The organism is Pseudomonas gozinkensis, assembly GCF_014863585.1.
Taxonomy (GTDB): Bacteria; Pseudomonadota; Gammaproteobacteria; order Pseudomonadales; family Pseudomonadaceae; genus Aquipseudomonas; species Aquipseudomonas gozinkensis.
On sequence record NZ_CP062253.1, the window covers coordinates 4,894,981 to 4,916,627 of the forward strand.

At 60.7% G+C, this 21,647-nt stretch carries 20 protein-coding genes; 7 read left to right on the top strand and 13 right to left on the bottom strand.

Going from position 1 to position 21,647, the window contains the following annotated elements; all coding sequences use genetic code 11:
• Window positions 1–111: 111 nt before the first annotated feature.
• The 3 genes from IHQ43_RS21740 to IHQ43_RS21750 all read right to left on the bottom strand — a co-directional run bounded on the left by IHQ43_RS21740 (window position 112) and on the right by IHQ43_RS21750 (window position 2,842).
• Window positions 112–1,458, bottom strand: a complete 1,347-nt coding sequence (locus IHQ43_RS21740; protein ID WP_192562058.1) for an ATP-binding protein — start codon at window positions 1,456–1,458, stop codon at window positions 112–114.
• Window positions 1,455–2,132, bottom strand: a complete 678-nt coding sequence (locus tag IHQ43_RS21745) for a response regulator transcription factor (RefSeq protein WP_007957754.1) — start codon at window positions 2,130–2,132, stop codon at window positions 1,455–1,457. The genes IHQ43_RS21740 and IHQ43_RS21745 overlap by 4 nt, the downstream gene beginning before the upstream one ends.
• A 104-nt stretch (window positions 2,133–2,236) precedes the next feature.
• Complete coding sequence (locus IHQ43_RS21750) at window positions 2,237–2,842, bottom strand: hypothetical protein (protein WP_192562059.1); 606 nt, start codon at window positions 2,840–2,842, stop codon at window positions 2,237–2,239.
• 140 nt (window positions 2,843–2,982) lie between these two features.
• Between IHQ43_RS21750 and IHQ43_RS21755 the strand changes: the two genes are divergently transcribed.
• Window positions 2,983–3,774, top strand: a complete 792-nt coding sequence (locus tag IHQ43_RS21755; RefSeq protein ID WP_192562060.1) for a dienelactone hydrolase family protein — start codon at window positions 2,983–2,985, stop codon at window positions 3,772–3,774.
• A 243-nt stretch (window positions 3,775–4,017) separates the two neighbouring features.
• Window positions 4,018–4,743, top strand: coding sequence for a 4'-phosphopantetheinyl transferase family protein (locus IHQ43_RS21760; RefSeq protein WP_208492424.1), 726 nt, complete (start codon window positions 4,018–4,020; stop codon window positions 4,741–4,743).
• 154 nt (window positions 4,744–4,897) lie between these two features.
• On the opposite strand, the gene IHQ43_RS21765 is transcribed toward IHQ43_RS21760, so the two are convergent.
• Both IHQ43_RS21765 and IHQ43_RS21770 read right to left on the bottom strand, forming a co-directional pair.
• Entirely contained in the window at window positions 4,898–6,508 is a 1,611-nt protein-coding gene (locus IHQ43_RS21765) for an ATP-binding protein (RefSeq protein ID WP_192562062.1), read from the bottom strand.
• On the bottom strand, window positions 6,505–7,227 hold the full coding sequence (locus IHQ43_RS21770) for a response regulator (protein ID WP_192562063.1): 723 nt from the start codon (window positions 7,225–7,227) through the stop codon (window positions 6,505–6,507). Before IHQ43_RS21770 ends, IHQ43_RS21765 begins: the two co-directional genes overlap by 4 nt.
• A gap of 732 nt (window positions 7,228–7,959) precedes the next feature.
• Here IHQ43_RS21770 and IHQ43_RS21775 point away from each other — a divergent pair.
• On the top strand, window positions 7,960–10,854 hold the full coding sequence (locus IHQ43_RS21775; protein ID WP_192562064.1) for a ribonucleoside-diphosphate reductase subunit alpha: 2,895 nt from the start codon (window positions 7,960–7,962) through the stop codon (window positions 10,852–10,854).
• A 239-nt stretch (window positions 10,855–11,093) separates the two neighbouring features.
• On the opposite strand, the gene flgE is transcribed toward IHQ43_RS21775, so the two are convergent.
• The 6 genes from flgE to IHQ43_RS21805 form a co-directional block, all read right to left on the bottom strand.
• On the bottom strand, window positions 11,094–12,425 hold the full coding sequence (gene flgE, locus IHQ43_RS21780) for a flagellar hook protein FlgE (protein ID WP_192562065.1): 1,332 nt from the start codon (window positions 12,423–12,425) through the stop codon (window positions 11,094–11,096).
• 30 nt (window positions 12,426–12,455) lie between these two features.
• Complete coding sequence (gene flgD, locus IHQ43_RS21785; protein ID WP_011335508.1) at window positions 12,456–13,184, bottom strand: flagellar hook assembly protein FlgD; 729 nt, start codon at window positions 13,182–13,184, stop codon at window positions 12,456–12,458.
• 15 nt (window positions 13,185–13,199) lie between these two features.
• Window positions 13,200–13,643 carry a flagellar basal body rod protein FlgC gene (flgC, locus tag IHQ43_RS21790; protein WP_007960329.1) on the bottom strand — a complete coding sequence of 148 codons (444 nt, stop codon included), beginning with the start codon at window positions 13,641–13,643 and terminating at the stop codon, window positions 13,200–13,202.
• Between the two features lie 3 nt (window positions 13,644–13,646).
• Window positions 13,647–14,054: a flagellar basal body rod protein FlgB gene (flgB, locus tag IHQ43_RS21795; protein ID WP_192562066.1), complete on the bottom strand. Its 408-nt coding sequence runs from the start codon at window positions 14,052–14,054 to the stop codon at window positions 13,647–13,649.
• A 239-nt stretch (window positions 14,055–14,293) separates the two neighbouring features.
• Window positions 14,294–15,121: a protein-glutamate O-methyltransferase CheR gene (gene cheR, locus IHQ43_RS21800; protein ID WP_007960327.1), complete on the bottom strand. Its 828-nt coding sequence runs from the start codon at window positions 15,119–15,121 to the stop codon at window positions 14,294–14,296.
• Between the two features lie 47 nt (window positions 15,122–15,168).
• Window positions 15,169–16,101: a chemotaxis protein CheV gene (locus IHQ43_RS21805; protein WP_192562067.1), complete on the bottom strand. Its 933-nt coding sequence runs from the start codon at window positions 16,099–16,101 to the stop codon at window positions 15,169–15,171.
• Window positions 16,102–16,183: 82 nt separating this feature from the next.
• On the opposite strand from IHQ43_RS21805, the gene flgA reads away from it, so the two are divergent.
• The 4 genes from flgA (at window position 16,184) to IHQ43_RS21825 (ending at window position 18,823) form a co-directional block, all read left to right on the top strand.
• Window positions 16,184–16,945: a flagellar basal body P-ring formation chaperone FlgA gene (flgA, locus tag IHQ43_RS21810; RefSeq protein ID WP_084777063.1), complete on the top strand. Its 762-nt coding sequence runs from the start codon at window positions 16,184–16,186 to the stop codon at window positions 16,943–16,945.
• Window positions 16,946–17,150: 205 nt separating this feature from the next.
• Window positions 17,151–17,477, top strand: coding sequence for a flagellar biosynthesis anti-sigma factor FlgM (gene flgM, locus IHQ43_RS21815; protein WP_179694058.1), 327 nt, complete (start codon window positions 17,151–17,153; stop codon window positions 17,475–17,477).
• Between the two features lie 48 nt (window positions 17,478–17,525).
• The gene (locus tag IHQ43_RS21820; protein ID WP_192562068.1) at window positions 17,526–17,993 is read left to right on the top strand and encodes a flagella synthesis protein FlgN; all 468 of its coding nucleotides are present in this window, start codon (window positions 17,526–17,528) and stop codon (window positions 17,991–17,993) included.
• Between the two features lie 95 nt (window positions 17,994–18,088).
• Window positions 18,089–18,823 carry a flagellar brake protein gene (locus IHQ43_RS21825; protein ID WP_007960322.1) on the top strand — a complete coding sequence of 245 codons (735 nt, stop codon included), beginning with the start codon at window positions 18,089–18,091 and terminating at the stop codon, window positions 18,821–18,823.
• Window positions 18,824–18,884: 61 nt separating this feature from the next.
• On the opposite strand, the gene IHQ43_RS21830 is transcribed toward IHQ43_RS21825, so the two are convergent.
• Entirely contained in the window at window positions 18,885–20,243 is a 1,359-nt protein-coding gene (locus tag IHQ43_RS21830) for an MFS transporter (RefSeq protein ID WP_192562069.1), read from the bottom strand.
• 68 nt (window positions 20,244–20,311) lie between these two features.
• Complete coding sequence (locus IHQ43_RS21835; protein ID WP_192565042.1) at window positions 20,312–21,553, bottom strand: glutamine synthetase family protein; 1,242 nt, start codon at window positions 21,551–21,553, stop codon at window positions 20,312–20,314.
• Window positions 21,554–21,647 lie beyond the last annotated feature (94 nt).

A 21,647-nucleotide genomic window follows, 5' to 3' on the forward strand; every position in this document is an offset into this window, starting at 1 on the left:
CCCCATCGCTGGCAAGTCGAGTCGTCGCACCGCAGCTCCCACAATGTCCAAGCCGTACCTCAAAACCTGTGGGAGCTGGCTTGCCAGCGATGGGGCCCGAAAGGCCACCACCTAAACCGCCGGGAAATGAATCCTGAACGCCGCCCCGCCCATCGGCGAATCCCCCAGGGTCAGCTTGGCGCTGTAGCTCTCGATGATGTCCTTGACCACCGCAAGACCAATCCCCTGCCCCGGATGCTGGCGGTCCAGGCGTTCGCCGCGCTCGAGAATCCGTGCGCGCTGATCCGGCGGTACGCCGGGGCCGTCGTCTTCGATGCAGAGTTCGATTCCGGAATGGCTTTCACGCACGCTGATGCGCACTTCGCCCAGGCACAGGCGATAGGCGTTTTCCAGCAGGTTGCCCATCATCTCCAGCAAGGCGCCCTGCTCGATCGGCACGTAGCAGTGCTCCGGCAGATCGAAGGCGACGCGCACGTGTTTGTCGCGGTAGACCTTGTCCAAGGTGTCGCAAAGGCTTTGCAGCACCGGGCGCAGGCGCACCTGATGGCGCACCAGACCGCTTTTGCGCAGGCTGGCGCGTTGCAACTGGTAGCCGATCTGCTGGCTCATGCGTTCGATCTGGGTGTGCAGCACCCACGCCTGATCGCGGTCTTCGGGGCGCTGGGCCATGTCTTCGCTGACGCCTTGCAGCACCGCCAATGGCGTTTTCAGGCTGTGGGCCAGATCGTCGAGGGAGTCGCGGTAACGGCTGCGCTGCTGGCGTTCGCTGTGCAGCAGGCGGTTGAGGGAACCGGTCAGGCGCAGCAGTTCACGTGGGTGCTGTTCGCTAAGGCTTTCGAGGGTGCCGCCTTCGATTTCGTCGAGTTCCTGACTGAGCCGGCGCAAGGCTTTCAGGCCCCAGGTCAGGCCGATCCACAGCAGCGCGAGCAGCACCAGGAGCGCCGCACCAAAACCGAGGTAGAGATTTTCCCGCAGGCCTTCGAGGGTGATTTCGTACTCGCGCACCGGTTGCAGGGCCACGATACTGAAGGCCGCGCTCTTGCCACCGAGCAGTTTGACTTCGACGTCGTAGACGAAGAATTCCTGACCGTTGGCCTCGCGGATCCGCGCGAACTCGTTGCCGAGGCCGTCGTAGCGCGGCGTGTAGTTGATCTTCTCTTCCTGGGTACCCTTCGAACGCCAGACCAGATGCCCTTCGCGGTCATAGATGTAGCCGAGCAAGCGGTTGTCCGTGAGGTTGAAGCGCTCGTCGGGCAACTGTGCCGGCATCATCAAGCGGTTGTTTTCAACCCGCGCGGCGGAGATCAGCGTGGTGACGTCGGACGCCAGGCGCTGCTCGATCGAGTCCTGCAGCGCGAGGCTGAACGCGCCCTGCATCGCCGGGAGCAACGCGAGCATGAACAACACCGCCAGGGTGGTGGCGGCGAGCATCAGCCGAACGCGAAGGGAACGGATCAAGTGCAGCGCTCATTGAACAGGTAGCCGAGGCCGCGCACGGTGTCGATCGGCTTGAACCCGGCCGGGCCTTCGAGCTTGCGGCGCAGTCGGCCGACCAGCACTTCGATCACGTTCGGATCGCGCTCGTCGTCATCCGGGTACAACTGCTCCATCAGCCGATCCTTGGGCACCACTTGCTGGTGATGACGCATGAGGTATTCGAGGATCCGGTACTCATAGGCGGTCAACGCCAGGGGTTGTTCGTCGAGGGTCGCCTGCTTGCGATTCAGATCCAGCAACAGTGGGCCGGCGACGATGGTCGACTGGGTGAAGCCGCTGGAGCGGCGCAGCAGCGCATTGAGCCGCGCCTCGAGCTCTTCGAACTGGAACGGCTTGACCACGTAATCGTCGGCGCCGGCGGCCAGGCCTTCGACCTTGTCCTGCCAGTTGCCACGCGCGGTGAGGATCAGGATCGGAAAGGTCTTGCCGCCCGAGCGCAACTGGCGGATCAGGTCGAGCCCGCCCATGCCCGGCAGGCCAAGGTCGATCACCGCCAGGTCAAAGTTGAATTGGCCGGTCTGGTACAACGCCTCTTCGGCGTTGGCCACGGACTCGACCACGTGACCGCTCTCCGTCAGGCGGGTTTGCAGGTGATGGCGCAACAGCGCTTCATCTTCGACGACCAACAGTTTCATGACGCTCTCCCGGGTAAATCGACAACTCCAAAGGCTTTCGCCTCACATGGCTGCGCCGGGTCGCCCCTCGAAGGACGACCCGGCGCGGGCCTGACGCCAATCGCTTAGAAAGCGTAGTTGGCCGACAGGTAAGTCTGGGCGCTGCTGGTCAAATCCAGCGAGCCTTGCTTGCTGCCGCCGCTCTCTTTCATCTCGGTGCTGGCGTTGCTGCGCAGGTAACGGTAACCGAGTTCGACCGAGGTGTTCTGCGAGACTTGCTGCAGCACACCGAACTGGCCGCCGACGGCGTAACCGATGTCGCTGTCGCGGCTGTAGCTCGGCGAATCCTGGGTCAGCTTGGTCAGACCGGCCGTGGCGCCGCCGAACAGCTTGGTGCTGCTGCCCACCGGGTAGAACAGATCGTAGCTGCCCAGCAGGTTTTCCTGGCGCAGTTTAATGCCATTGTGCGAGCCGGACACATTGTCGTAGGTGGCGTAGTAGCGACCCTGGCTGTTTTGCTGGCCCAGACGCACGCCGTAGGTGTTGTTACCGTCGATGGCCGCCGTGGCGTCCGGGTGGCCGAGGTTGTCGTTCAGCGCGTTGGATTTCTTGATCTTGTCGCTGGTCTGGCCAAAGGTCAGGCCGGCGAAGTTGGTGGTGGTGTCGGCATGGGCGGCGATGCTTGCGCTCATGACAGTGAAAGCCAGCAGCAGTTTGTTCAAACGAGTCATTGAGTGTTCCTCAGTTGTGCTCTTCGGGTATGGCGCAAGGTTACTGAGCTTCCCCTGTACCGCCCCTGAACGCTCTCTGAACCTGGCCTGAATGAAATGAACTAGGCTGGTTTGACCCCTTATTGTCAGGAGACCCGATCATGCGCCTGCTTCTAACCCTCGCCCTCCTTGTCTTCAGCGGCCTCAGCCAGGCGGCGATCAAGACCGAGGAAATTCCCTACCAGAGCGCCGACGGCACGAAGCTGATCGGTTACTACGCCTACGACGATGCGATCAAGGGCCCGCGCCCCGGCGTGGTGGTGGTGCATGAATGGTGGGGACTGAACGACTACGCCAAGCGCCGCGCCCGGGACCTTGCCGGGCTCGGCTACAGCGCGCTGGCCATCGACATGTACGGTGAAGGCAAGAACACCGAGCACCCGAAAGACGCGATGGCCTTCATGCAGGCGGCCACGCAGAACGCCGATGCGGCCAGCAAGCGCTTTCAGGCCGGCCTTGATCTGTTGAAGAAACAGCCGCAGACCGACAAGGATAAAATCGCCGCCATCGGTTACTGCTTCGGCGGTGGCGTGGTGCTGAATGCCGCGCGTCAGGGTGTGCCGCTGGCCGGCGTGGTGAGTTTCCACGGTGCGCTGGCCACCAAGACTCCGGCGACGCCGGGCAGCGTGAAGGCGAAAATCCTCGTCGAACACGGCGCGCTGGACAGCATGGTCACCCCGGACAACGTCGCGGCGTTCAAGTCGGAAATGGACAAGGCCGGTGCCGACTATCAATTTGTCAGCCTCGACGGCGCCAAGCACGGTTTCAGCAATCCCGACGCGGATCGCCTGAGCCACGGCGATCACGGTGGCCCGGATATCGGCTACAACAAGGCCGCCGATGAAAAATCCTGGGCGGACATGCAGGCGTTCTTCAAGAAGATCTTTGGCTGAACCCCTGTTGCTGATCGTTCCCACGCTCTGCGTGGGAATGCATACAGTGACGCTCCGCGTCACACAGCGAAGGGACGCGGAGCGTCCCGGGCGGCATTCCCACGCGGAGGGTTCGACGCCTCGACGTGGGAACGATCACAGGCCGAGGCCGCAGCGTCGGAACGATCACGGTTCGACGGTTCGGCGTAGGAGCGATCACGTCGACACTATCCAGCCCGAAGACAACCCGGCAAAATGCCCGACATGACTGCCAGCCCTTTCCTCCCCGCCTGCTGCACCCCGCTCAATGCCCATTGGCCGCTGCCGACGGTGTTGCCTGACACTGTGCTGCTGAGCACCCATTTCGATCCGTCGCAACTGCTCGGCGATGACTTTCGCCGCAGCGCCATCGAGCCGCCGCCGAGCATCCAGCGCTCGGTGGCCAAACGGCAGGCGGAATTCCTTGCCGGGCGGATTTGCGCCCGGGCGGCGTTGCAGCAACTGGAAGGCTCAAGCAGTGTTCCGGCCATCGGCGAGGACCGCGCCCCGGTGTGGCCGGCGCACATCTGCGGGTCGATCACCCACAGCACCGGCCGTGCGGCGGCGATTGTCGCCAACAAACAGCACTGGCGGGGGCTGGGCATGGATCTGGAAAACCTGCTCAACGCCGAACGCGCCGAGCGTTTGGCCGGAGAGATCCTGACCCCGCCGGAAATGCAGCGCATGGCCGCCGGCTCCCGGGATCAGATCGCGCTCTGCGTGACCCTGACCTTTTCGGTGAAGGAAAGCCTGTTCAAGGCGCTGTACCCGATTGTGCAGCAGCGCTTCTACTTCGAACACGCCGAAGTGCTGGAGTGGAATGAACAGGGTCAGATCCGGCTGCGGCTGCTGACGGATCTGTCCAGCGAATGGCGCAACGGCACGGAGCTCGATGCGCAATTCGGCGTGCAGGACGGGCAGTTGCTGAGCCTGGTCAGCATCCCTGCCTGAAGTTTTTAGCGCCTGTTCGGGCCTCATCGCTGGCAAGCCAGCTCCCACAGGTTCGAAGGTGTACACAAAGTCTGAGTTCATCGCAGGCACAGTGGGAGCTGCGGTGCGACGATTCGACTTGCCAGCGATGAGGCCAGTGAAACCCACACAACCTTCAGCGCCGCTCCTGATTCCTCGGCCAGCTCAGGCTGAAACACGCCCCGCCCAGACTCTTGCTCTTGCCGATCAGCGCCCGGCCGTCGTGCCAGTGAATGATCCGCCGCACGATCGACAGACCCAGGCCGTGCCCCCCGGACGCCCGGGTGCGACTGTCGTCCAGGCGCAGGAACGGCGTGAAGATTTTCTCCCAGGCGGTTTCCGGCACACCGGGGCCGTCGTCCTCGACATCCACCCGACAGCGCATCTGCCCGACCTGATAACTGACCGTGACCTTCGAGCGCGCATGGCGCATGGCGTTGCTCACCAGATTCTGCAGAGCGCGGTGCAGGTAACGCGACTCAGCCTCGACCCAGGCGTCATCGCAATCGGCCGCCGACAGGCACAGACCGCGTTGCACCGTGACTTCGGCGCGCAGAGGCGCCAGTTCTTCGATCACCTGATTGACCAGTGCATCCAGGTCGATGCGCTGGAACGTCAGCGCTGGCGAGCCCTGCTCCAGCCGGGCGTACGTGAGCATTTCGTCGACCAGTTTGTCGAGGTCCTCGATGTCGTGATCCATGCCCTCGCGGTATTTCTCCAGCGCCTGCGGCGTGGTGGCCGAGCCGATCATCTCCAGACCGAAACGCAGGCGCGCCACCGGTGTGCGCAATTCGTGGGACACCGCGCGCACCAGTTCACGCTGGATCGCGAGCAGCTGCTGCAAGTGCTCGGCCATGCCGTTGAACGCCGCCGCCAGTTTGCCCACCGAGTCGGCACCACGGGCCGGCACCCGGGTTTCCAGACTACCTTTGGCGATGCGCGTGGCCGCGGCTTCGAGCCCGCGCAAACGCCGTTCGAGCTGACGTACCAATAAATAGACGATCAGGCCGATCAGGGTCAGGCCGAGGGCGGCGATCAGCACCAGCCATTCCGGCGGGTACGGATTCATCTGATACAGCGGCCCGATTTCCAGCACCCACGGCGTGCCGACCATGCCGGCGAACACCCGGATCGAATCGCCGCCCTTGCCCAGCGCCATCACCGTATCGCCCTCGGACACCCGACGGCTCTGGTCTTCGTCCATGTCGGCATCGCTGACGGTGACCAGCCGCAAATCGAAGCCGAAGCCTTTGTCTTCCTTCAATTGCGCCAGCCGTTTGGGTTGCTCACCCACGGGCACCCGCACCAGTTCATCGGCCAACAGGTAAATGGTTGCCCGGGCCAGTTGCTCGCTGATCTGCTGCACCTCGCCCACCAGCACCCGTTGTTCCTTGTCGCTGACCAGTCGATAGACCTTGGCCGCGTGCGGGCCGGTCTGTTCGACCAGCGCCTGGCCACGCTGCACGCGGGTCCGCTGGGTCAGGTCGAGGTCGGTCTGTGCGAAGGTCTTCAGCGCCAACGGAATCCCGAGCAGCCGTTCCCACACCAACAAGGCGCGATGGCGCTCGGTTTCGTTCATCGGTTGCAGGTTGTCAGCCATCAGCGAAAACGTGCCGTGGGCCAGACGTTCGCGGTATTGCTCGCTGCGCACCTGATTGAGCAGGTGCAACGCCAGCACGCCGAGCACCGCCACCAGAATCAGCGCCGCGCACATGCCGCCGTAGATGCGCAGGAAGATCGAATTCACAGCGGCAGGTCTGCGCAGGCTTCCGGCACGAACAGGTAGCCTTTGCTGCGGATGGTCTTGATCAGGCGCGGGTGATCGGGGTCATCACCGATCTTGGGCCGGATTCGCGAGATACGCACATCGATCGAACGGTCCTGACCGTCATAACCGATGCCGCGCAGTGCGGTGAAAATTTCTTCTCGGGACAAGATCCGTCCGGCGTTGGACACCAGCAGCCAGAGCAGGTCGAATTCGGCGCTGGTCAGCTCGATGCCGCTGTCACTGAGCCAGGCTTCGCGCAACGCGTTGTCCACCAGCAGCGGGCCGAATTGCAGCCGACGCGGATTACCTGCCGACGGCTCCGGTGTGTCACTGCGTCGCAGCAACGCCTGGATGCGCGCCAGCAGCAGCCGTGGGCGCACCGGTTTGCACACGTAGTCATCGGCGCCGAGGTCGAGACCGAGAATCTGGTCGGCGTCATCGGTGCGCGCAGTGAGCATCAGGATCGGCCCGTCGTAGCGGTCGCGCACCTTGCGGCAAATGCTCAGGCCGTCTTCGCCGGGGAGCATCAGGTCGAGGATCACCAGGTCCGGCTGTTCCTTGATGATCCGCGCCGCCGCCAGCGCGCCGTTGCCTTCGATCTCCACGCGCAATCCGTTGGCTTGCAGGTATTCACGGGTCAGTTCGGCCAGACGCTGGTCGTCCTCGACTATCAATACCTGCCAGGCTTCTTGCTCCACGGGTGACCTCTGCTTGCCGATACATATAAAGGAAGGATCCTCCCGTCTTTTTGTCATCTTTAAGGAGGATAAGAATGCATGCGCATGGGCCGATTGTATAAACGGCGAACAACCAGAACACAAGTCGGTAAATGCGTTCGGACAAGGCGGATTTTTGTGATAGGGTTCGCGCCCTCAAAATTCCGCCGCGGCATTTTTTTGCGGTGGAAAACAGTGACAAACGGTCTAGCTCAGCAGGTTCGCGGCCTACACGTGAATTCGACATTTCGCACACAATTTACGCACAGGGTTATCCACAGGCTGTCCGTTGCAATCCTCCCCCAAAACGCATTATCTTGTAGCCCGCGCTTGAAAAAACCCTACATGTAGGGGTTGAGGCCAAAAAACCAAACACAAACCGGACAGTGAATTCAAGGCTTTTTATTGCCATTGTCGGGTTGAACCAAACGTATTTTCAGAAGCCCAAACCGCGCCTGCGGATGGCTACCGTTTTTCAGCCGATCACGGCGTAAACGGTACGGGTGTTGCAGTCCCAAACTGCTCCCCGAAAGGAATGCGGTTTCACGCGTATCGCGCGAACCGAAGACTTCGGCATGGAAGCGGCGCCCACAAGGCCCCCTTCCTGAACTGTCCCGAAGTCGTTACCCGGCAACTGCCGGTCGTAGTGCTTCAGGACGGAACGGTGGGCACCGTGATGGTGCCCAAACAAACATAGAGAACGTGGAGACACCCATGCAAACCGACACAACTCGCGAGAACCCGCAGGGCACCTTGCCGCAGGCCGCCGATTCGAATTCGGATCTGGCTGCCACCGCGCCTGGCCAACTGCGTGTGATCAAGCGTAATGGCACTGTCGTTCCTTACACCGATGACAAGATCACCGTCGCTATCACCAAAGCGTTTCTCGCAGTTGAGGGCGGCACCGCTGCTGCTTCGTCGCGAATCCACGACACCGTTGCCCGCCTGACCGAACAGGTCACCGCAACCTTCAAGCGTCGCATGCCATCGGGCGGCACCATCCACATCGAAGAAATCCAGGACCAGGTCGAGCTGGCCCTGATGCGTGCCGGCGAGCAGAAAGTGGCTCGCGACTACGTGATCTACCGTGACGCCCGTTCCAAGGAACGCGCCGTTCGCACCACCGCCGAAGCTCCGGTACAGGCGCACCCGTCGATCCGCATCACCCGCGCCGACGGCAGCCTCGCGCCGCTGGACATGGGCCGCCTGAACACCATCGTTACCGAAGCCTGTGAAGGTCTGGCCGAAGTCGACGGCGACCTGATCCAGCGCGAAACCCTGAAGAACCTGTACGACGGCGTGGCCCTGAACGACGTCAACACCGCGCTGGTGATGACCGCCCGTACCCTGGTCGAGCGCGAGCCGAACTACTCGTTCGTGACCGCCCGCCTGCTGATGGACACCCTGCGTGCCGAAGGTCTGGGCTTCCTGGGCGTGGCCGAGAGCGCCACTCACCACGAAATGGCCGACCTGTACGCCAAGGCGCTGCCGGCCTACGTTGCCAAAGGTATCGAGTTCGAACTGCTGAACCCTGTGCTGGCCTCCTTCGACCTGGAAAAACTGGGCAAGGCGATCAACCACGAGCGCGACCAGCAATTCACCTACCTGGGCCTGCAGACCCTGTACGACCGTTACTTCATCCACAAGGATGGCGTGCGCTTCGAACTGCCGCAGATCTTCTTCATGCGCGTGGCCATGGGCCTGGCGATCGAAGAGAAGCAGAAAGAAGACCGTGCGATCGAGTTCTACAACCTGCTGTCCTCGTTCGACTACATGGCTTCGACTCCGACCCTGTTCAACGCCGGTACCCTGCGTCCACAGCTGTCGAGCTGCTACCTGACCACCGTGCCGGATGACCTGTCTGGCATCTACCACGCGATCCACGACAACGCCATGCTGTCGAAATTCGCCGGTGGCCTGGGCAACGACTGGACGCCGGTGCGTGCACTGGGTTCTTACATCAAGGGCACCAACGGCAAGTCCCAAGGCGTGGTTCCGTTCCTGAAAGTGGTGAACGACACCGCCGTTGCCGTTAACCAGGGTGGCAAGCGCAAAGGCGCTGTCTGTGCCTACCTGGAAACCTGGCACATGGACATCGAGGAGTTCATCGAACTCCGCAAGAACACCGGTGATGATCGTCGTCGTACCCACGACATGAACACTGCCAACTGGATTCCTGACCTGTTCATGAAGCGCGTCTTCGATGACGGCAAGTGGACCCTGTTCTCGCCGTCCGAAGTACCGGACCTGCACGACCTGACCGGCAAGGCCTTCGAAGAGCGCTACGAGTACTACGAAGCCCTGACCGAGTACCCGGGCAAGGTCAAGCTGTTCAAGACCATCCAGGCCAAAGACCTGTGGCGCAAGATGCTGTCGATGCTGTTCGAAACCGGCCACCCATGGCTGACTTTCAAAGACCCGTGCAACCTGCGCAGCCCGCAGCAGCACGTCGGCGTGGTCCACAGCTCGAACCTGTGCACCGAGATCACCCTGAACACCAACAAGGACGAGATCGCGGTCTGCAACCTGGGCTCGATCAACCTGCCGAACCACATCGTCGACGGCAAGCTGGACACCGCCAAGCTCAAGCGCACCATCGATGTAGCCGTGCGCATGCTCGACAACGTGATCGACATCAACTACTACTCGGTGCCGCAAGCGAAGAACTCCAACTTCCGCCACCGTCCGGTCGGTCTGGGCATCATGGGCTTCCAGGACGCGCTGTACCTGCAGCACATCCCTTACGGTTCCGACGCTGCCGTCGAGTTCGCCGACAAGTCGATGGAAGCTGTCAGCTACTACGCGATCCAGGCTTCCTGCGACCTGGCGGACGAGCGCGGTTCGTACGAGACGTTCCAGGGTTCGCTGTGGTCCAAAGGTGTACTGCCGCTGGATTCGCAACAGATCCTGATCGAAGCACGTGGCCAGAAGTACATCGACGTCGACCTGACCGAGTCCCTGGACTGGGCACCGGTTCGCGCCCGTGTACAGAAAGGCATCCGTAACTCGAACATCATGGCCATCGCACCGACCGCGACCATCGCCAACATCACCGGCGTATCGCAGTCGATCGAACCGACCTACCAGAACCTGTACGTGAAATCGAACCTGTCGGGCGAATTCACCGTTATCAACCCGTACCTGGTTCGCGACCTGAAGGCTCGCGGTCTGTGGGACTCGGTCATGATCAACGACCTGAAGTACTACGACGGTTCGGTTCAGCAGATCGAGCGCATCCCGCAAGAACTCAAAGAGCTCTACGCGACCGCGTTCGAAGTGGACACCAAGTGGATCGTTGACGCCGCCAGCCGTCGTCAGAAGTGGATCGACCAGGCCCAGTCGCTGAACCTGTACATCGCCGGCGCATCGGGCAAGAAGCTGGACGTGACCTACCGCATGGCCTGGTACCGTGGTCTGAAAACCACCTACTACCTCCGTGCCCTGGCCGCGACCAGCACCGAGAAGTCGACCATCAACACCGGCAAGCTGAACGCTGTTTCCAGCGGCGGCAACCACGGTGACGATTCGGTCCTGGCAGCCCCTGCCGGCCCGGCTCCAGTACCGAAGGCTTGCGCCATCGACGAGCCGGATTGCGAAGCTTGCCAATAAGCTGAGCTGAATCGGGCGTTGCGAAACGCCTGATCCGAGAAGCCCCCGACAGACCTCTGGTTTGTCGGGGGCTTTCTTTTGCCCGAGAGAAAAGCCTCCCCACCTGCCTCGGCAAACCAAAGGATGAGCATTAGTCTGATTGCTCCCTTTGCCCCGCCCTTCCCCTGCTTCCAATCAAAAAACACAGGCATAAAAAAGCCCCTCAACAAGAGGGGCTCCTTCACAGCCGGCTACCAGAATCAGGTCATCTGAATGATGGTCTGCATGATGGTGCTCTGAGTGGAAATGGTCTTGGCGTTCGCCTGGTAGTTGCTCTGGCCCTTGATCAGGTCCACCAGCTCGTTGGTCAGGTTAACGTTGGACTCTTCCAGAGAGTTGGATACCACTTCACCCAATGTGCCGGTTTTCGGGGCATCGTAGCCCGGAACACCCGAAGCGAATGTCTCTTTCCAGCTGGTGCCACCGATCGGCTGAAGGCCTTGCTCGTTGGTGAAGCTGGCCAGTGCAACCTGGCCGATGGCCTTGCTCTGGTTGTTGCTGAAGTTGGCGAACAGCGTGCCGGTGCCGTCGATGGTCAGGTTGGTGATCTGGCCAGTGGCGTAACCATCCTGAGTCGGGATCGAACGCGCGGTGTCAGCGTTGTATTGAGTGGTCTTGGCCAGGGAAATGGTCACACCAGCCGGGTTTGCTGCCGCGCCGTTAGGGGTGAAGACGCCGTTGGTCACGGTGCCCGGTACCCAGCCAGTCAGCTTCAAATCGCTGCTGATGATCGGGTTCGGCGCAGGAGGCGGCAACGTGCTTGGCGTGCTGACTTGCAGCAGCTTGCCGGAGCTGTCGAACGTCAGGGTCGACGCGACAGGAGGAGTAGTGACCGGGTTGCTACCGGTTGCGTCCGGGTTGCGACCGTCGACCAGGGTGTAAACCTTCCAGGTGTTGTCGGAGGTTTTCACCATGTATTGATCCATGACGTGGGAGTTACCCTGGGTGTCATAGATCGGCGTGCTGAACGACTTGGTGTACGACTCGAGCTTGGCCGGATCGAACGGGAAAGCGGTCTGGTCGATCGGTTTTTCCGACGAGTTCAGGTTGATCGTCGACGTCACGGACGACGTGGACTTCGGCGCCAGGTTCGAGGTGTCGATCTTCAGGTCGGTCAACACGCCGTTGATGATCTTGCCGTTGGAATCCACACCGTAACCCTGCAGGCGCGAGGTGTAGTCGGTGTTGGTGATGTAGCCGGCGTTGTCGACCTTGAACGTACCGGCACGGGTGTAGGAGATCGAGCCGTTGTTGCTCATGGTGAAGAAGCCGGAACCGTTGATGCCCATGTCCAGCACGTTGCCGGTGTTGTTGATGTCACCCTGGGTGAACTGTTGGGAAACGTTGGCCAGACGCACACCGTTACCGATGACCTTGCTGCCGCTGCCCAGACGGGTCGACGAGTACACGTCTTCGAATTCCGCGCGGGAGGATTTGAAACCGGCGGTCGCGACGTTGGCGATGTTGTTGCCGGTCACGTCCAGTTGCTTGTTGGCTGCATAGAGACCGCTAAGGCCGATATTGAAAGACATATTCCACTCCTTTGTGCCGGTTAGTCGGCTCTATATACCAATGGTTTGTACTTTGGACAGGGCGACCGTGCCCTTGCCGGACAGGTTGAGCATCAGCTCGCCGCCGGTCTGGCTGATGGTCACGCTGTTGACAGTGGCCGGCAGGTAAGTTGCCAGGTCCGTCGCGGTGCCGTTGATCGACGCGTTGGCCTTGAAGGTGTAAGTACCGACTGGCACCAGGGTGCCGGACGAATCCTTGCCGTCCCAGGTGAAGCTGGCAGGGCCGGCGGCGCGACTGCCCAGATCGATGGTGCGTACGGTTTTGCCGCTGCTGTCGGTAATGGTCACCGTACCGCCGGCGATGGAAGACGGAACAGTTGCCGTACCGGTCAGGCCCTTGCTCGGATCATCGAGCTGCGCAGTGTTGGTCTGCACGATCACATTGCGGCCAACCAGCGAAGAAGCCTGCAGGGCTTGCGACGAGTTGTAGTTGCCGGCCAGCGAACTGACGGTGCTGTTGAGGGTAGTGATTCCCTCGAGGCTGCTGAACTGCGCCAACTGGGCAACGAATGCACTGTTGTCCTGCGGGTCCAGCGGGTTCTGGTTTTTCAGCTGGGTGACCAGCAGTTGCAGGAACGCATCCTTGCCCAGGGCCTGGCCGCCGGTCGCGCTGTTGGTCGCCGAAGCAATGCCGCCGGTGGTGGTGCTACTGGTCTTCTTCGAAGAGTTGGCCAGTATGTCCTTCATCGTCAGGCTGCTGGTGGTATCGGAAACACTCATGGCAGTCGCCCCTTATCACTGACCGAGGGTCAGTACTTTCTGCATCATGGTTTTGGCGGTGTTCATCATTTCGGCGTTGGTCTGGAACGACCGGCTCGCGGAAATCATGTCAGCCATTTCTTCCACCACGTTGACGTTCGGGTAGTAGACGTAGCCCTTGGCGTCGGCTGCCGGATGATTCGGCTCGTAGCGCGCTTCAAGGTTGCTCTGGTCTTCGACCACACCCATGACCTGCACGCCTTGACCGGCTGCATCCTGGTTCTGGAACAGCGAATTGCTGCCGCCGCTCTGACCGCCCTGGAACATGGTGGCGAACACCGGGTGACGGGCGCGGTAGGTCTGGTCGATGCTCGACGAGACGGTCTCGGCGTTGGCGATGTTCGAAGCCACGGTGTTGAGACGGGTGGTCTGGGCGCTCATGCCGCTGCCGGCAATGTTGAAAACGCTGGACAGGGACATGGATTACTCTCCGCGCAGGGCTGACACCAGCCCTTTGAATTTGCTGTTGAGCAGGGTGAAGCTGGCCTGGAAGCCGACGGCGTTTTCCGCGTAGTTCGACTGTTCCAGTTGGGCGTCCACAGTGTTCTGGTCGATCGACGGCTGCATCGGCGTGCGATACATCAGCGACTCGTCGCCATTGCCCAGGCCTTCAGCTTCGATGTGACGACTGTTGGTCATGTTCAGGGCGATGGTGCCGTTGGCGCTCTTCTGGCTCTGTGCTTCGAGCACTTTGGAGAACTCCAGATCCCGCGCCTTGTAGTTCGGGGTGTCGGCGTTGGCGATGTTGTTGGCCAGCACTTCGGCACGCTGGGCGCGGAAGCCCAGAGCCTTTTCGTGAATGCCGAGCGCTTTATCGAAGCTGATGCTCATGTCGGGAACCTTCAGGTGACCGGATTTTTCGTAACAGGGTTATAGCAAGCGTCGTGCCAGTTTCAAAAAGCCCCGGATTACGGGGCTCTGAACGGAGTCGGCAACACGGCAATGCCAGAAAAGCGGCAACCGGTTTCCGCCACATGCCGCTTTTCTGCCGCCTGCTGCCACCGGAAAAACTGCAGGCATAAAAAAACGGGAGCCCTGAGGACTCCCGTTTCTTGTGTTGCCGGTCTTGATCACTTCGCCTGGTAGATGATCCCCGGGCTGCACTGAACCATCTGGTAATGATCCGGCAAACCGTTCAGCGCTTCGGAAGCGCCAAGGAACAGATAACCGCCCGGCTTCAGTGTGCTGTGAATGCGCAACAGGATGTCCTTCTTCACCTCGGCGGAGAAGTAGATCAGCACGTTGCGGCAGAACACGATGTCGAACTTGCCAAGGCTTGCGTAGCTGTCGAGCAGGTTGAACGAGCGGAACTCCACCCGGTTCTTGATCGGCGCCTTGATCACCCAGCGCCCCGGCCCTTTCGGGTCGAAGTAGCGCTGCAGGCGATCGGCGGACAGACCGCGACCGATCGCCAGGCTGTCGTACTCGCCGGTCTTGCAGTTGGTCAGCATGCTGCCGGACAGATCGGTGGCCACAATCTGCACGCCCATCTTCAACTGGCCGATGTTGGTCCGCTCGAACTCGTCGATCGACATCGACAGCGAATAGGGCTCCTGCCCCGACGAGCAGGCCGCCGACCAGATCCGCAGACGCTGGTTGGGAGCAGCCTTGATGGCCTCGGGCAGCACCTTGTTCTTCAAGACTTCAAACGGATAGGTGTCGCGAAACCACAGGGTTTCGTTGGTCGTCATGGCATCGACCACCTGCTCGCGCAAACCGCTGCGCGGCTGGGTCTGGATGCGCTGTACCAGCTCACCCAGGGACTTGATGCCTTGCTGCTCCATCAGTTTGTTGAGACGGCTCGACACCAGGTACTGCTTGTTTTCACCGAGCAAAATGCCACAGGCTTTTTCCAGGAAGACCCGGAACTGTTCGAAATCCAAATTACCCGTAGACAAATGATGCCGCCTCTTAAATCGTGTTGAACGCCAGGGGCAGAAGGCCCTTAGCTGATATCTGCTGCTCTGATCCGGTCGACTACCCGGGATGCCAGGTCATCAGGACGGAATTTGGCCAGGAAGTCATCGGCACCGACTTTCTTGACCATCGCCTGATTGAACACACCCGACAACGAAGTATGCAGGATGATATGAAGCTTTTGCATGCGAGGGTCGCTGCGGATCTCGGCCGTCAGGGTGTACCCGTCCATCTCCGGCATTTCGATGTCGGAGATCATCATCAGGAACTCTTCTTCCGGCTTCTTGCCCTCGTCGACCAGTTTGCGCAGGTAATCCAGCGCTTGCCGGCCGTCGTTCAACGCCACCACTTCGACGCCGACCGTCTGCAGGCAACGCGTCACCTGCTTGCGTGCCACTGACGAGTCATCGACCGTCAGAACCCGCAACGACAACGCCTTGCTCTGGGTCTCGACATCCACCACGCCGACCGAAATCGCTTCCGGTGTCGGCGCGACTTCCGCCAGCACCTTCTCGACGTCGATGATTTCGACTAACTGATTGTCGACCCGAGTCACAGCGGTCAGGTAATGATCGCGTCCGGTGCCCTTGGGCGGCGGATGAATCTCTTCCCAGTTCATGTTCACGATACGTTCCACCGAGCGCACCAGGAAACCCTGGGTCTTGGTGTTGTATTCCGTGATGATCACGAACGGACTGTTCTTGTCTTTCAAAGCACCGGAGCCGGTCGCCATCGCCAGATCAAGGATCGGAATGGTCGCCCCCCGGATATTCGCCACCCCGCACACGACAGGACTGGACTTGGGCATCACCGTCAATTGCGGGCATTGCAGCACTTCCCGAACCTTGAACACGTTGATCCCGTAGAGCTGCTGGCCGTCGAGACGGAACAACAACAGCTCCAGGCGATTCTGCCCCACCAGTTGCGTGCGCTGGTTCACCGAATCCATTACACCAGCCATGCCCAGACTCCTACACCAACGCCAAGTGTTGTTGCGACGCACATTCATTGCTAAACGGCACGGCGCTTGCTTTTTAACTCGTATGAACGCTCAAACGACATTTTTCCGACGCCTGACATCTCCCCTCCGCAGAGGGCTTTGCGCGATGTCCGCCGTTTGCCTGTTTTTCGCTGGCAGCCCTGCCATTGCTGATGCGGTTACCTTGCCTGACATGCTTATCGGCGTCACTCAGGGCTTTCTTGAATTCACCGTAGAAGACTATCTGGCTACCAGTCAAACGGAAGGGCGTTATGAAATCGAGGTCAACCAGCTCGATCCGCGCATGCGCATGCCTATGTGCGACAAGGAATTGACAGCGACACTGGAGAGTCCGGCACGTCCTCTGGGCCGTGTCACGGTCAAGGTCCGCTGCGAAGGCGCCTCCCCCTGGACGGTGTTCGTGCCCGCTCAAGTCCGCCTGTTTCGCGAGATTGTCACCACCACTCGCCCGCTCAAGCGCGCCGGCATCATCGAGCCTCAGGACGTGACCTTGCGCGAACGCGACGTCAGCACGATCAATCAGGGCTTCCTGACGTCGGTGGATGAAGCCATCGGACAGAAATTGACCCGACCAACGGTCGCCGATCAAGTCATTACCCTGGTGCATCTGGAACAGGCGGAAGTGGTGCGCAAGGGCGATCAAGTGGTGATCACCGCCCGCAGCGGTACCCTCGCCGTACGCATGCCGGGCGAAGCGCTGGCCAACGGCGGCCTGAAAGAACAGATTCGAGTGAAGAACCTCAACTCCCAGCGGGTCATCAAGGCGCAGGTTGTGGCGCCCGGCCAGGTGGAAGTAGCGATGTAAGCGGCGAGTGAGCGGCAAGATGAACGGATATTTGAAAAGCCCCTGAGCTTTTGGCAGAAAACTGGCGCTGACCAGAGCTGTTCCCTAAACTGTGCCGCAGCAGGATCTGCAACGGCGCATGCAAGCTCATTGCTAAATGGGCCTAAAGTTTTCCAGGGGATGGCCGAAAACATGGCAAGCGTCCAAATTCCCAGAGGTTTTTAACATGGTCATCGATTTCAGCCGTTTGAACAGCTCCTCGTCACTTACGGGCAGTACACGTACCAGCAACGCCAAGGAAACCGCCGAAACCGGCACCTCCGCGCCGCTGAATACCCCGGCCGAACAGGCCAGTGCCGCAAAAAGCGGGGAATCGGTACACCTCAGCAATGAGGCTCAACAGTTGCAGAAGGTCACTGACAAGCTGCGCGATCAGCCTGCCGTCGACAAGGCCCGCGTGGCCGAGTTGAAAGCAGCGATTGCCGATGGCAGCTACAAGGTCGACAGCAACCGTGTAGCCAGCAAACTGCTCAATTTCGAAGCCCAGCGCTAGGCCTCGGTCAGCGCCAGGCTTTTGGACGCTTAAAACCCAAGGCCAGCCATGCACGACACTAATTTATTGCAACTGATCACCGACGACTTTGCTCCAGCTCAACAATTGCTGGAGTTACTGCAAACCGAGTCCCTCGCCTTGCACGGTCGCGACATGCCTCTGCTGGAAGAAATTCTGGCGAACAAGCAGGCATTGATCATTCTGCTCGAACAGCATGGCCGCAAGCGCAGCGAAATCCTCGCCAGTCTCAATCTGTCCCTCGACCGCGCCGGCCTCGAACAACTGGCCAGCCAGTCGAGCATCGGCGATCAGTTGCTCAGCCAGAGCGATGTCCTGACCGATCTGATCGCCCAGTGCCAGGCAGCCAATGCCAGGAATGGCCAGTCGATCGTCATGCAGCAGGCCGCCACGGCCAATCAGCTGAAAATCCTCACCGGCGGCGAGCCACCTGCGCTCTACGATGCCAGTGGCACCTTCTCCAAACTGCAGAAACCGCGCGCGCTCAGCCAGGCGTGATGCTTTCTTCTATGCTTGCGCCCTATCAACGTGCGAAACATGCTGGCAAAATACTGGCCAGCCGTAGTCAAATTTTGTCTGGAGATTGATTTAACGTGTCCAACGATGACGCTCCGCAGCCCCCAAAGGTGCTCACCACGCCCCTGGAGATCTCCAGCAATCTGCGCCAGCTGCAAGAGAGCCACGATCCGCTGATCATTACGTTCCACGAGCGCAGCCAGCGCTTCCAGAGCTACCTGATTGAAGTCGATCGCGAAAACGGTTCGATCAAGCTTGATGAAATGATTCCGCGGGACGGCGAACGTTTTCTGGAAGCAGGCGAACCGTTCAAGGTTGAAGGTTTTCATGATGGCGTGCGCATTGCCTGGGAATGCACAGGGACGCTGAGCATCAAAGACTCCGACGGCGACCGCTTCTACACCGGCGACCTGCCCACCGAAGTGGTTTATCACCAGCGCCGCAATGCCTTTCGCGCCGCACTGAAACTGACCGACCTGGTCAGCGTCGTGCTCGGCGGCGAAAAGCTCAAGGCACCGCTGGATGGCAAATTGCTGGACATCTCGGCCACGGGTTGCAAGCTGCGCTTTGAAGGCGATATCACCGACCGCCTGCAACTGGGCCAGGTCTATGATCGCCTGATCGCCGCGCCGCTATTCGGCAACCAACCGGTATCGGTCGAGCTGCGTTACCTGCACTTCGAAGAAAAACTCAACATCACCTTCGCCGGCCTGCGCTTTCACAACATCAGCGGCCCGGCTGCCCGCAACGTCGAGCGTTTCGTTTATCAACTGCAACGCGAAGCGCGTCGGTTCGATAAAGACGATCTCTGATCGGCAGGCATTAAAAAACGGGCAGTCACTGCGGTGACTGCCCGTTTTTTTTATGCCTGGATCAAGGCCTGGCAGTGCTGATGTCGGGCCCCTCGCCCTCGACTGTCGAATCGGTTGGCACAACAGGCTCGGGCTCCGGTTCAGGCTCTGGAGCGACCGTATTCTGCATCTGCTCCTGCACCACTTGTTCATCAACTCGCGGGTCCAGCGCTGCCACCAACGGCGAACTGGACATGCTGTCCGGCATCGCCACGTGATGCAGTGGTGCATCGTCGACCTGGTGCAGATTGGTCACGGCTTTCGGCCGGATCCGCCACACCAGCACCAGCGCGAAAAAGGTGAAGAACGCATACAGGCTTTGCGGCCCGAACATCTTCATCAGTACCCCCGCCGCCAGCGGCCCGATACTGGCGCCCACGCCGTAGGTCACCAGCAACATCGCCGTCAGCGACACCCGACGCTCGCCCTCGACGTGGTCGTTGGAGAACGCCACCGCCAACGGATACAGGCAAAACTGCACCAGCGAGCAGAGGAAACCGACCACGAACAGCACCTCCAGCGGCACCTGCGGCAGGATCGCCAGCGGCAACGCGGCAACCGCCAGGAACAACGCGAAACAGCGGATCAGCAAGGCCCGGTCATAACGATCCGACAACCAGCCCAACGGCCACTGCACCAACAGGCCGGCAAAAATACAGCTACCCATGAACAGACCGACCTGCTCGGTCGACAGCCCTTGCTGGGACGCATACAGCGGCGCCAGACCGTAGAACGAACCGATGATCAGCCCTGCGCCGAGCACCGTGCTCAGGGACTGCGGCACGCGCTTGATAAAGAAGCGCGGTTCCATCGGGGCCGGATGCAGCGGCGCCGGGTGAATCCGCCGGGTCAGCGCCACCGGCACCAGACACAGGGCGAAGCACAGCGCGACCAGCATCAGCAGTTCCAGGCCAAGACCCGGATGCATGACCAGAATCAGTTGACCAAGCACCAAGCCCAGGTACGACGCGATCATATAGCCACTGAACACCAGACCGCGCTGATTGGCGTCGGCCTGCTCGTTCAGCCAGCTCTCGATGACCATGTATTGGCACATCATGCCGAGGCCGACGATGGTCCGCAGCACCAGCCAGGCCGGCAACCAGTCCACCAGCCCATGACCGAGCACCGCCGCGCCGACGATCCCAGCACACGCCGAGTAGGCACGGATATGCCCGACCCGGGCGATCAGACGGTGACCGATCTTGCCGCCCAGCACCAGACCGAAATAGTTGGCCGCCATCAACGCACCGACCCACAACCCGTCAACATGGTCGGCAGCCAGACGCAAAGCCAGATAAGTAGAAAGAAGGCCCGAGCCGATCAACATCATCAGCGAGGCGAAATACAGCGCTCGAAAGGATTTCCAGATTTGGCGCATCGGCGTTCCGAGCGGCTCCTTGCGGTAAGTATCGGGCTATCAAACGATAGCCCGACGGCGACATTTCGTCAGGCCTGGGCTGCTAGAACACGGCGTTCCCAGGGAGTGATTTCATCAAAGAAACTGGTCAACTCCATGGTCTTCGAAGCGATGTAGCCTTCGATGAACTCCGTGCCGAACAGTTCCTTTGCAAGCTGGCTGCGTTTCAGACGTTCGAGCGCCGCGTGCAAGGTACACGGCAGCGAAAGATTGTCCGGCACTTCGAACTCGCCCTGAATCGCTTCGCTTGGCTCGAGCTCATGCTCGATGCCGTACAAGCCGGCGGCCAGACTCGCGGCAATCGCCAGATAGGGGTTGGCATCGGCCCCCGGCAAGCGATTCTCGACACGGCGTGCGACCGGCGAACTGGCCGGAATGCGCAGGCCGGCGGCGCGGTTGTCGTGGGACCAGCAGGCATTGTTCGGCGACGCAAACGGATGACACAGCCGTTGGTAGGAATTGACGTTCGGTGCAAACAGCGCGGTGAAATCAGCCATGCCCGCCTGCTGTCCGCCGATGAAGTGGCGGAACATCGCGGTCGGCTGACCGTCGGCGTCGCTGAACACATTCTTGCCACTGCCGATCTCGACGATGCTCTGGTGAATATGCATCGAACTGCCCGGCGTGTGCGCCAGCGGCTTGGCCATGCAGACCACGGTCAGGCCGTGCTTGAGCGCGACTTCCTTGAGCAAGTGTTTGAACAGGAAGGTCTGGTCGGCCAGCAGCAGCGGATCGCCGTGCAGCAGGTTGATCTCGAACTGGCTGACGCCCATTTCGTGCATGAACGTATCGCGCGGCAGGCCGAGAGCCGCCATGCATTTATAGACTTCACTGAAGAACGGCCGCAGTCCGTTATTGGAACTGACGCTGAACGCCGAATGACCGTCCTCGCGACGTCCGTCGAGGCCCACTGGCGGCTGGAACGGCTGGGTCGGGTCGGTATTCGGAGCGAACACAAAGAATTCGAGTTCGGTCGCCACTACTGGCGCCAGGCCGAGAGCTGCGTAGCGGGCAATGACTTTCTTGAGCTGGCCACGAGTCGACAGGTTGGAGCTTTCGCCGGTCAATTCATCGGCATCGCAGATTGCAAAGGCCCGCGGCTCGTCACTCCATGGCAACGGGTGAATCTGCGCCGGATCGGCCACCAGCGCCAGATCGCCGTCATCACTGCCATAGAATTTGGCGGCGGGATAACCGCCCATGATGCATTGCAGCAGCACCCCCCGGGCCAACTGCAGACGCCGCCCTTCGAGGAAACCCTCGGCGGTCATTACCTTGCCCCGTGGCACGCCGTTCAAATCCGGCGTGACACATTCAATCTCATCAATGCCCGTCAATCGCTGCGCGAGTGAACGCTGGCCATCG